Here is an 11,690-nt window from a genome sequence, read left to right as displayed (position 1 = left end):
ATCTGAATAAGATAGTGCTTAAACTCGCTTATGTGTAATGCATAAATAAAACCTGGCTTTAAGCCATGTATTAGTGGTAAGATCAAGGAAAACTTAATCAAATCAGAGGGTTAACTTGAGGTGGTTTTATGATAAATAGATATCTTGTAGAAAACCTTTTTGGTATTAAGGGGTTAAACATTGCCTGGTATGGCGTTATTATAGGGTTCGGTATTTTATCAGGCATTTTGATTGCATGCCGTGAAGCAAAACGGCAGAACCTGAAGACCGATATTATCTTTGATTTTTTTATTTTGGCACTCCCCCTCGCAATCATCTGCGCCAGACTTTACTATGTCATATTTGAGTGGGAACAGTACAGGGGAAACTTTATGAAGATGGTTGCTATATGGGAAGGCGGACTTGCTATATATGGTGGTGTTATAGGTGGATTCCTTGCAGCAGTTATATTCTGCAAACTCAGTAAATTTCCGATTTGGCGGCTTATAGATATGGTTGTACCCAGCTTAATTCTGGGGCAGGCAATCGGACGTTGGGGAAATTTTGTAAATCAGGAGGCATTCGGGAACCTGGTTACAAACCCGAATCTCCAGTTCTTCCCCTACGCTGTTTTCATCGAGCGGTTGGGAGAATGGCATCAGGCTACATTTTTCTACGAAAGCATGTGGAATCTATGCGTGTTTGCTTTATTGATATATTTTCGCAAAAGAAAAGGGTTTAACGGTCAGCTTTTAGCCGTTTACTTCATCGGATATGGCTCAGGCCGATTTTGGATTGAAGGGCTGCGTACCGATAGCCTTTATTTATTCCCGGGGCTCAGAATTTCACAAGCAGTGTCGTTGATACTGGTTGTTGTCGGAATTGCTATGATTGTATTCCGCAAAAAACTATTTAAAGAACCGCCCGAGTATAATGGCAAATATGCAATAAAGCAATCGGAAGTTAACGTTGGCTGAAGGCTTGTAAGTAGGTTTTTTTACACAATGCGATAAAGTCTTCTCATTTCGCGAGGTTTCCGGCCCGACGGGTGAGCTGGATTTTGACATTTGTTGGTATATAATATTGATGAGGGTTATGACAGGAATCCAAGGATCTTGCGAAGGATGATAAATTTATGAATAAACGGCATAAAGCGCTTCCTGTATCACGCGAGCCTTTTTCCTGCCAGCGCGGCAGCTTAACCATACGAGGCTATGTTTTCCGCAGTGAAGCAGGCCGTCTGCCTGCCGTCATCATCTGCCATGGGTTTATGGCCAACCAGCGCACGGTAAGGCGTTATGCGGAGTTCCTTGCCCGTCTTGGCTGGGCTGCGTTTACCTTTGATTTTTGCGGTGGCGGATTAAAGTGCAGCAGCGATGGCGAGACATCCGAAATGTCGGTTCTGACCGAAGTGGAAGATCTGAAGGCCGTCATAAATTATGTAAGGCAAAGGGATGATGTGGACGGCAGCCGTATTGCCCTGATGGGCTGCAGCCAGGGTGGTGTTGTCTGCGCATTGACCGCAGCCGGGCTGAAAAATGGGATTGAACGCCTGATCCTGCTCTATCCGGCCTTTTGCATTCCCGACGACGCCCGCCGCGGCAAGATGCTGTTTGCCAGGTTCGACCCGGAAAACATCCCTCCGCTGATCAGCCACTTCCCCATGAAACTGGGCGCCTTGTATGCCAAAGCCGTTATCAACATGAATATCTATGACGAGATCCGTACATACGAAGGGCCGGTTCTTCTGATACACGGTACGAACGACAAAACCGTGGACATCGCCTATTCCAGGCAGGCCCGGGAAGTCTACAAACAGTGTGAATACCTGGAAATCGACGGTGCCGAGCACATGTTCAAGGGAAAGCACGACCGCATCGCCCTGGAGGCTATGGAGAAATTCTTGAAAGATCTTACGCCCATTACTCCCGGCTGAACCGGTACTTCATGGGAACATTTGATGATTCATCAGGCACAAAGCCCAGTTTACGGTACAAGGAATAACCAGCCTGGGTTGCCTTGAGGTCGATATAGGACAATTTGTTGTCTTTCGCGTATTGGATCGTCATTTTAACAAGATTTCCGGCAATCCCTCTGTTCCTGTACCGGGGCAGCGTAAAGACATTTAACAGGGTACCTGTCAACCCGGTCAGGATATTGGGATTCGCCGGTCTTTCCGAAACCAGGAGGAAAACCGTCGATACGATCGTTGCATCATCCTCACAAACGTATACAAGCAGGTCACGATTCAGATGTTCCCTGAAATACACCTGCAGTTGAGATTCAATGGTATGGGTTTGCTCTGCCGTCAATTCGCCGTGTTCCTCCGACAGGAATGCCAGCCGCATATCGATGAGCTTAGGGATATCCGCCTTGTCTGCCTGCCTGTATGTCAGCAATGTATTACCTCCCAAAAAGCATTTCTAGGCTTGCGTTTCTTCATTTTTATAAATATCTACCCTCGTGATGACCGGATATTTTTTGCTCCACTCTTCCAGGTCACGGACTTCTTCCTCGGTTTTCAGATAAATGACCGGTTCGGTACCGTAATGTCCGGAATGAAAGAGGTTTTCTTCACCCCGATAAAAGTTTATGGTAAACCATTTGAGCCTGCCATCCTCATCAAATGCATCCGTCAAGATATGCCTCAGAAAAGCTTCAGTTATAGGCCCCTGGAAAACCTGTTCTCCGGACATGGTATTTTCAATTTGCTCACCGATTGCCGGCCCGTGGCAATGGCTGCCGGTTCTTCCGGCCAGCAGCGGATTTCAAACCTGTCCGCCTGCCGGACTATCTTGCTGACCAGATCAAACCACCAGGAATAGTCATCCAGAACCGGCTTGTAACCAGCATATTTGATGTGACCAAAAAACTGGAATAAAACCGTGTACATCTTCGCCCACCCTTTAATATCCAGCTATTACCATTCATTACAATCGTCATCAGCGTGCACCGCAAGTTACATGATACCGGGTAACAGTTCAAGCCCCTAAAAGCACACCGCATCATTTCCGGCAATAGCAGGCCCTATACTGCCTGACAGTTACCAGAGGATTATTGGGCACCCGCAAGGATTGTGCTAAAATATTGCTGGAAGCCAGGTGGTTATCATGAATGATTTATATGTCAAAAGCATCCGGTAAAATTTCATATCATAATGGGCAGATATTGGATTTGAACCAAAATCTCAAAGAAGTAAAATATGAAGATACGGATATCTATAAAACCTATATGACGTTCCTGCAGGATCCGGAGAGGATGCAGAAGTATTTATTTATGGATGAATAAATTATTGATATCCAGGATTCATTTGGTAAAGCTCTGGCGCATATTGATAACAGGATTGCAAGACATGTGTTGGCAGGATCAAAATACTGAGTTGGAACGAGGGTGGAGAATTCAGATGAATCTGTTGGTGACTTTGGATTCCAAGTACATAAAACCGTTGAAGGTAATGCTGGTTTCCTTGTTCCTGAACAACCCTGGTGAAGATTTTTGCATCTATCTGATGCACTCCAGCATCAAGGATGAAGAGATCGCCGACATTGAGCGGTACGTCGACAGCTATGGGCAAAAACTGGTTGTGATCAAAATAGACAACAGCTATTTTGAAAATGCTCCTGTCGTTTTGCATTATCCGAAAGAGATGTATTACAGGCTGCTGGCCTACAAGTTTTTGCCCGAAGAACTGGATCGCATCCTCTACCTGGACCCCGATATCCTGGTCATCAACCCCATTCGGAGGCTGTATGAAACCGATCTCGACGGATACCTGTACGCGGCAGCCTATCACAATGTCATAGCGGTTAAGGAGATCAACCGCATCCGCCTGTATCCGTACAAGATCAATGCATACTACAATTCAGGCGTCCTGCTGATGAACCTGGCCCTGCAGAGAAAGGTTGTGGACGAAACGGCTATTTACGCTTTCATCGAAAAAAACCGGGCCAAGCTCATCCTGCCGGATCAGGATATCATCAATACGCTCTTTGCCAGGCAAATCAAGTGCCTGGACGAAAAGCTCTACAACTATGACGTCAGGTTCTACAACTACTATAAAATCACATCAAACCATGACTGTGATATGGACTTTGTCATGGAAAACACCGTCATCCTGCATTTCTGCGGCAAGAGAAAACCCTGGTCCAAAGGGTACAGCGGGAAGTTCCATGCTCTGTACAAGCATTATGAAAAGAAGGCTGTACCCTTAGGCCAATAAGCAAGGCTTTCAGGCTATCTCCAGTTCAAACGGATTGTTGGCGATGTCCTCGGCGGTTGCCTGATAGAGTTCGTCGAGGAATTGGACCTGGAAGCTTCCGGGGCTGCTTGTCTTCTTTTCCGCCCGGGCACCTGCCAGATTATATACTGCCGTACCGGTAAGCGCCGCGATAAACGGAGAGGCAACCGTTGCGTACACGGCGATGACACCACCCAGCGAACAGCCCGCTCCGGTTATCTTCCCCATCAGGTGAGAACCGCCGTAGGAATAGGCCACAACATGGCCGTCCGTTACCAGATCGGTTTCGCCCGATACGGCGACGGCCCCGCCGGTCCATCTAGCCAGGGCAATTGCCGCAGACCTTGCCGCATTCACTGAATCCGTGGAATCCACACCGCGGACGCGGGAGGTTTCCGTGCCGCCTTCCAGCTCCCAAAGACCTGCCAGCGCAAGGATCTCCGAAGCGTTCGCCCGGATAACCGAAGGCTTATATGCTTTAAACTGCTTTAAAACCCTGGTCCTGAGGGAACCGATGCCCACCGCCACCGGATCGAGCACCCAGGGCTTTTTTGCCTCATGCAGCACTTTTGCGGTGTGGGGCAGGGCCTCCTCATGGATTGGCAGAAGGGTGCCCACGTTTATGTAGGTGGCTCCTCCGGCCTTTGCTAAAATTTCTCCTTCCTCGGGCAGATAGACCATGGCGGCGGATCCCCCGACAGCAAGCTGTGCGTTGGCAACAAAATTGATGGTCACCATGTTGGTAATCGAACCTGCCATCGGATTTGTCCGTTTAACCGCTTCCACGGCCTGAATAATTTGAGCCTGTATCTCCTTTCTGGTCATCATGCATCAACTCCTTTTGCTTTTTTGCCGCTCCGATGTCAGGAGCAAGCTTTTTGGTTTAGTGCATGTCATGCTGCGTTTATTTCAGCCTTTGCTCCGTTTTGAGCAAAAAAAACGCCTTCCCCTGGTGGAGAAAGCGCTTGTTTATCATGAATTATTATCCTGATAAAAAATTGCTTCCCTACACCAGTGTTAACTGACAGGTTCAAAGGGTCAGGTTTTACCTTCTCAACTCTTTCGAGTTCCCCCGCAATTTTTCTTATACAGTACCATTTATAAACTTTTGTGTCAAGTTCCGTAAAGCGCAGCCTTCCATTCCGTTTCATGAAAACCTACCAGCACAAAATCGTCGCTGATGAGAATCGGACGCTTTACAAGCATCCCGTCCGATGCCAGCAGGCTGTACTGCTCATCCTCGCTCATATCCGGGAGCCTGTCCTTGAGTTTTAATTCCTTATACTGGAGGCCGCTGGTATTGAAAAACTTCCTGAGCGGTAACCCGCTTTTTTTATGCCATTCCTTCAATTCCTCAACGGTCGGGTTGTTCTCCTTGATATGCCTTTCCTCAAAGGCTATGCCGTTTCCTTCCAGCCACTTTTTAGCCTTCTGGCAGGTGGTGCATTTCGGGTAGCATACAAAGATCATAGTCTATCTCCACCCCTCATCCTCATAATCTTTTGCGGATAATCTCCCACGTCTCCGTTTCCAGAAAACTGCCTTCCACATTCTCCGCCCAATTTGGGTGTTTCCCAAAGCATAACGGAAACTATGATGATGAGAAGCGATACCGCAATCAATAACCCATACTTTTTCTTCATTTTGCTCCAATTTATTCGGCATCTGCTGCCCTTTATTTTCTGGCTGTCCAGATCATTTCCGGACTTTCATACTTATACGGTAATTTGTCAAAGCAAAAAGAACCCGCATAGAATACCATAAACTGTCAGATATTGTACTACAATATTATTTGACAATCAACCCGTTTCTTTCCGGCGACCGCTCTCCTTACCGGAAAACTTCAGATAAAACTACCCCAGACATCAAACAGGCCACCCTCAGATGGCCTGCTTGATGAAAAGAATATCCATTATTCTCATCCCGGGATCATGCCATCAGGTAAATGATCTGATCCGATAATCTCAGGTGTTCCGGATCCCATTTCCTTTCCGGACAGTTCATGGTCTCATAGGGCAACCCCAAAGCATTGACGAACTGATAAAACCGTCCATCCAGCCACGGAGGCGTCCAGGCGCCGGATCGGCAGATGTGGATGGCCGATACTTCAGCGCAATTGTCATCCAACTCATCGAATTTGCGGTACCTGATGTTATAAATGCTGTTCATCTGTTTGAAATGCTCCGGTTTTTCGATTGTATACGGACTGTAGAAAATATGCGCTTCCTGGATATGCTTATCCTTCAGGAGTTTGCCGAGCCAGTTGGAGCAATTGACTTCAAAGTTAAGCGATGAGAGACCGCCGTAACCAAGGTCGGCATGGGCATCAAACAGGTACACCGACTTACAGTTATTCTCCACCGCCATTTGATAGGACAGGGCATGGGAGTCTGAAATGAGGATCCTGATGTTGTCAGCAAACTTAAAGTATTCTTTGATCTTCGCCCAGAAACCATCTACATCTGCTGAAAGCAGAAATGCTTTCCGGATATCCTCTCCACGGGCTTTCGCCTGGATATATCGCTTGTACCAGAGATCAACGAGGCTTCTGTTGCTCTCTATGTAAGAACCACAATAATTACGCGTATAGATGAAATAGTCCCAATCAACCGATAGCAGGCACTTATCCATATCTTAACCTCCTTCATACCGGAACAACCGTTAAAACATGTGTGCTCTGATATCCTCTTAAAATCTGTGTCTGCAAACAGTTGCCAACAAGATGTTTAAGTAAGATCAGGACCGCAATGATTCAATTATTGGCGGTTTATAATCCCAGTCTTCTTACACCCCTTTGCCCAATCCTTTCAATCAATAGTCCATGGTATATTATACCACCATTATGTTACAGGGATATTTCATACTGGACAAAGCCTTTGTGAAACACACCCCAGGGCAAAGCACAAAGTGCTTTACAGCTTCCTGTGATTAATCCGAATGGTTCCTGCCAGCCCTGCCGGACTTTGGGCGGGTACAATTATTCCATGTATGTCGATGAGCCAGATATGAAAAACGCCAACCAGGAAGATACCTTCCCGATTGGCGGTTGTATCACTGCAATATCGCATGCCTGCTGCCTTTGGCATGGAAGCAGCTATGCCACAACTTTGCTCTTCATTTTTTCGATAAGCGCCAGGACGCCGGCTTCCACCCTTTTAAGATCTTCTTCCCTGGGCGCCCCTTCAAACTCCACGGATTCAATGAAATCCCAGTTCATCTTGTTTCTCTCCAGGATTTCGGCCAGTTCCTTCTCCGCTCCGCCGGACCATCCATAGGATCCGAACCGGAAGGCAGCCTTGCCGGTGATTTTCTTTCTGCCCACCTCATTCAGGGCTGTGGCCACCGGCGGGAAGAGCTTGTACTCATAGGTCGGCGCCGCAACAATGATGCCTGCGGATCTTAATATCGTTGCGACCATTTCGCTCTCGCTTTCAAGCGGCATCTTGAGTTTGTTGTATTTGACGCCTTCCCGCTTCAGGATGCTTTCAGCATATTTAACCGCTTTTTCCGTCATCCCGTACATGGAGCCCCACAGGATGGTGATTTCATTCTTGCCTGCTCCTTCTGCATATTGGGCAAACCTGGAATAGTCGTCCATGATCTTTCCGGGGTTCTTTCTGTAAACCGGCCCGTGACCAGGCGCAATCGTTTTAACTTCCAGCGTTTTGGCCTTCTCTATGGCCTTCTTCACACTGGGCGTGAATGTCGCCATGACATTGGAATAATACCGGATCCCCTCAATTTCAAAGAATTCAACCTCATCTGGGGTCAGTTCATCATCAAAGCAATGATCTCCCATCCGGCCGAATGCCCCGAACATATCGCATGAGAAGAGGGTCTTTGTATCTTTTTCAAAGGTATACATGGTATCCGGCCAGTGGACGTTGGGTACCGGATGGAAGCTCAAGATCTTTCCCTTTCCCAGGTCCAGGGTATCGCCTTCCTTCACCACACGGATTTTATCCTCGCCGTAGAAGGAAGCGACCATTTTGGCAGCTTTATCGGTGCAAATGATTGTGAAATCATCCTTAATCTTGCGGAAGTTTGAAATCCATCCGGAATGGTCCGGTTCCATATGGTTGACGATGAGATAATCGATGCTTTTCGGGTCAACGCCTATTTCCTCCAGGTTTTTGTAAAGGGTCTCAGGTACGCCATCCCAGCCGATGACACCGTCGATGATGGCCGTCTTATCTCCCTGGACGATATAGGAATTGAGGGTCACACCGTTGGCAATCTCCCAGATTCCCTCAAAAAGAACGTCCTCCACATTCATCGTAAGCATATATATGCCATCTGCAATTTTCAGCTTTTTCATACGCAATCCTCCTCGCATTTATGATACCACAAGTTTCAGTGCAAGAATCAATTTCTGTGATCGTCACAACCCATCGGGCCGTCTGATGGCATTTGTGTCCGTAGGCTATTTTCTTACAACATCTCTTGGTTGTCAATTGACAAACCCGGGCGTGTATGTTAGCATTTACCTTGCATAGGGGAGTAGTTCGCGCCTTCGGCGTTCTCCGAGTCAACATCGTGGCGGCCAACAGGCCGTCTGGCCCGGAGTACACCGTAAAACCGAACGGGAAGAGAACGAGACTTATGCGCGGTAACAACGCGCAAAAGTCTCTTTTTTTTAACCTGTGCACAGGTCTAATGTCACCAAAGAAAGGAGAGACCTTCTTGAAACACTATTTTATGTCGACGGCTGAAGTTCTCAATGCAACCGGCAGTTCTGAAGGCGGACTGACTTCCGCCGAAGCCGGGCGAAGGCTCGGCCAAAACGGCCCCAACCGGCTGGAGGAGGGTAAAAAGTCTACCCTGTTCGGTCGGATTCTTGCCCAGATTTCCGATCCCATGGTACTCGTTCTGATCGCCGCAGCCGTGATTTCGGGCATCACCGCCTATTTATCCGGCGAGTCCCTGTCCGACGTGTTCATCATTCTTTTTGTGGTCGTACTCAACACGGCCCTGGGTGTCATCCAGGAAAGCAAAGCAGAGGCCGCAATTGAAGCCCTCAAGGAGATGGCTGCCGCCACTTCGAAGGTCCTGCGCGACGGGCGCGTTGTTCACATCAAAAGCGAGGAACTCGTGGTGGGCGATATTGTGCTTCTTGAAGCAGGCGATGCAGTGCCGGCCGACGGTCGCCTTATAAGCTGCTTCAGCCTGAAGGTGGAGGAGGCGGCGCTGACCGGCGAGTCTGTGCCGGTGGAAAAAACCGATGCCGCCCTTGACGGCAGGGAAGGCGATATTCCGCTGGGAGACAGGGTTAACATGGTCTACATGGGCAGCGCCGTCGTGTATGGGCGCGGCACGATGGTGGTCACCGCAACGGGCATGAATACCGAAATGGGTAAGATAGCCCATGCCATCACAACTGCCCAGGAAGGCGAGACCCCGCTCCAGAAGAAGCTGGCCCAGCTTAGCCGCATTCTGACGGCGCTTGTGCTCAGCATCTGCGTCGTCATGTTCGGTGTCAGTATTCTGCGCCACTTCCTCTCCTCCCCGGTTCCCGGAACAGACCTTCTTGATACGCTGCTCGGCTCCTTCATGCTTGCAGTGAGCCTTGCCGTCGCCGCGATCCCGGAAGGCCTCGTTGCCGTCGTCACCATCGTGCTCTCCATCGGCGTGACAAAAATGTCCAGGCGAAACGCCATCATCCGCAAGCTGACCGCCGTTGAAACGCTCGGCTGTACCCAGATCATCTGCACCGATAAGACGGGAACCCTGACCCAGAACAGGATGACCGTCGTTGAATCCTCCTGCGGCGATGAAAAGCTCCTGGCCACATCGCTGGCTCTCTGCTCCGACGCGGAGCTGAATGAAGAAGGTCAGGCCGAAGGAGACCCAACGCAGGCTGCCGTTGTCAATTATGCGAATAGGCTCGGCCTGCCCAAAAACGAACTGACAAAGAACTATCCCCGTGTTGCCGAGATCCCCTTTGACTCGGGACGCAAGCTGATGACCACCCTGCATCAAAAGCCCGAGGGCGGATACATCCAGCACACCACCGGCGCCCCCGATGTGGTGATAGCGAAATGTACGGGTTATCTTGAAAACGGGCAGGTCCTTCCCATGACCGAGGATAAGCGGCAATTCTTCCTAAGCGAAAACAAGCGCCTGGCCGACAAGGCCTTGCGCGTCCTTGCCGCCGGTTGCCGCAACTGGGACACGCAGCCCGCCACGCTCACCCCCGAGGATGAAAACGACCTTGTGTTCCTGGGCCTTGTGGGCATGATAGACCCTGTGCGCGAGGAAGTACCTGCTGCCATCGAGCAATGCCGGGCTGCCGGAATCCGTCCCGTCATGATCACGGGCGATCATAAGGATACCGCAGCGGCTATTGCCATGCAGCTTGGTATCATTACCGACCGTTCGCAGGTGATTACCGGAGCCATGCTCGATGAGATCAGCGATGAGGATTTCATCAATAACGTTGAGCACTACGGCGTCTATGCCCGGGTCAAGCCCGAACATAAAACCAGGATAGTCAATGCGTGGCGAAACCGCGGCTATATCACAGCCATGACCGGTGACGGCGTAAATGACGCACCATCCATCAAGAATGCCGATATCGGCATCGGCATGGGCATCACCGGTACCGATGTGACTAAGAACGTGGCTGATATGATACTTGCCGATGACAACTTTGCCACCATCGTCTCCGCGGTGGAAGAAGGCCGCCGCATCTACGACAACATACGCAAATCCATCCAATTCCTGCTTTCTTCCAACCTGTCGGAAGTCATCAGCATATTCCTGGCCACCTTGCTTGGCTTTACCATACTCAAACCTGCGCACATCCTTTTCATCAACCTGATCACCGACTCGCTCCCCGCCCTTGCCCTGGGCTTGGAAAAGGGAGAGGCTGATATCATGAAGCGTAATCCGCGCAACCCCAGGGAAGGTATTTTCGCGGGCGGCGTCGGATTCGGCGTCTTCTACCAGGGTATCATGGTTTCCCTGCTCACCCTGGCCGCTTACTTCATCGGCGAGCGGATCGAGAACGGGGAATGGCGGATCGTGAACAGCGATGACGGCATGACCATGGCCTTCCTCACCATGTCGATGGCGGAAATATTCCATTCCTACAACATGCGCTCCCAATACGGCTCCATCTTCCGGATCAAGTCACACAACTTCTACCTTTTTGGTTCTATGATTCTCTCTTTCATCCTGACTGCGGTCGTCATCTATGTGCCGTTCCTGCGGGATATGTTTGGCTTTACCGCCATCAGCTTCAAAGAGAACATGATCGCCCTTGCGCTGGCCATCCTGGTCATCCCCATCGTGGAACTGGTGAAACTGGTTCAGCGGAGGACAGCGGCCAAAAAGGCCTGAGCCTGCAATACATGACAGGGCTGCCAAAATGGCAGCCCTCAGACTGTCGAAAAAGTCCAGTGAGAACTGGGCTTTTTTGCATTAATATAGTAAAATATTATTGGGTGACGGAAATGATAATTAAGAATGAAGA

General features: G+C 49.4%; 11 protein-coding genes and 1 riboswitch. Of the genes, 4 read left to right on the top strand and 7 right to left on the bottom strand.

Translation table 11 applies throughout. The features are described from left to right. Positions 1-128 precede the first annotated feature (128 nt). Complete coding sequence (gene lgt, locus F3H12_RS09535; protein WP_149679114.1) at positions 129-956, top strand: prolipoprotein diacylglyceryl transferase; 828 nt, start codon at positions 129-131, stop codon at positions 954-956. 158 nt (positions 957-1,114) lie between these two features. After that, positions 1,115-1,915, top strand: a complete 801-nt coding sequence (locus F3H12_RS09530) for an alpha/beta hydrolase family protein (RefSeq protein WP_149679113.1) — start codon at positions 1,115-1,117, stop codon at positions 1,913-1,915. On the opposite strand, the gene F3H12_RS09525 is transcribed toward F3H12_RS09530, so the two are convergent. Genes F3H12_RS09525 through F3H12_RS09515 form a run of 3 tightly spaced genes read right to left on the bottom strand, consistent with a single transcriptional unit; the run spans position 1,902 to position 2,872 of the window. Beyond that, positions 1,902-2,378 (bottom strand): GNAT family N-acetyltransferase, encoded by a 477-nt coding sequence (locus F3H12_RS09525; protein WP_149679112.1) that lies wholly within the window; start codon positions 2,376-2,378, stop codon positions 1,902-1,904. The genes F3H12_RS09530 and F3H12_RS09525 overlap by 14 nt on opposite strands. Before the next feature lie 24 nt (positions 2,379-2,402). Continuing rightward, the gene (locus tag F3H12_RS09520; RefSeq protein WP_149679111.1) at positions 2,403-2,618 is read right to left on the bottom strand and encodes a hypothetical protein; all 216 of its coding nucleotides are present in this window, start codon (positions 2,616-2,618) and stop codon (positions 2,403-2,405) included. Between the two features lie 23 nt (positions 2,619-2,641). Beyond that, positions 2,642-2,872 (bottom strand): hypothetical protein, encoded by a 231-nt coding sequence (locus F3H12_RS09515; protein ID WP_149679110.1) that lies wholly within the window; start codon positions 2,870-2,872, stop codon positions 2,642-2,644. A 510-nt stretch (positions 2,873-3,382) separates the two neighbouring features. Here F3H12_RS09515 and F3H12_RS09510 point away from each other — a divergent pair. Beyond that, entirely contained in the window at positions 3,383-4,198 is an 816-nt protein-coding gene (locus F3H12_RS09510) for a glycosyltransferase family 8 protein (RefSeq protein ID WP_149679109.1), read from the top strand. Between the two features lie 9 nt (positions 4,199-4,207). Here F3H12_RS09510 and thiM read toward each other — a convergent pair whose 3' ends face one another. The 4 genes from thiM to F3H12_RS09490 form a co-directional block, all read right to left on the bottom strand. Next, positions 4,208-5,044: a hydroxyethylthiazole kinase gene (gene thiM / locus F3H12_RS09505; protein ID WP_149679108.1), complete on the bottom strand. Its 837-nt coding sequence runs from the start codon at positions 5,042-5,044 to the stop codon at positions 4,208-4,210. Between the two features lie 157 nt (positions 5,045-5,201). Continuing rightward, a riboswitch (TPP riboswitch) is annotated at positions 5,202-5,300 on the bottom strand. Between the two features lie 29 nt (positions 5,301-5,329). Beyond that, positions 5,330-5,686 (bottom strand): arsenate reductase family protein, encoded by a 357-nt coding sequence (locus tag F3H12_RS09500; protein WP_149679107.1) that lies wholly within the window; start codon positions 5,684-5,686, stop codon positions 5,330-5,332. A gap of 459 nt (positions 5,687-6,145) precedes the next feature. After that, positions 6,146-6,847, bottom strand: a complete 702-nt coding sequence (locus F3H12_RS09495) for an arginase (RefSeq protein WP_149679106.1) — start codon at positions 6,845-6,847, stop codon at positions 6,146-6,148. A gap of 463 nt (positions 6,848-7,310) precedes the next feature. Next, complete coding sequence (locus F3H12_RS09490; protein ID WP_149679105.1) at positions 7,311-8,534, bottom strand: FprA family A-type flavoprotein; 1,224 nt, start codon at positions 8,532-8,534, stop codon at positions 7,311-7,313. 365 nt (positions 8,535-8,899) lie between these two features. Here F3H12_RS09490 and F3H12_RS09485 point away from each other — a divergent pair, with 365 nt between their 5' ends. Then, positions 8,900-11,557, top strand: a complete 2,658-nt coding sequence (locus tag F3H12_RS09485; protein WP_149679104.1) for a cation-translocating P-type ATPase — start codon at positions 8,900-8,902, stop codon at positions 11,555-11,557. Positions 11,558-11,690 lie beyond the last annotated feature (133 nt).

Origin of the sequence: Thermoclostridium caenicola (genome assembly GCF_900142095.1) — a bacterium.
In the GTDB taxonomy this organism is placed as follows: domain Bacteria; phylum Bacillota; class Clostridia; order DSM-8532; family DSM-8532; genus Thermoclostridium_A; species Thermoclostridium_A caenicola.
Note: the sequence above shows the minus strand (reverse complement) of the source record. Positions and strands in the feature narration are given on the sequence as shown.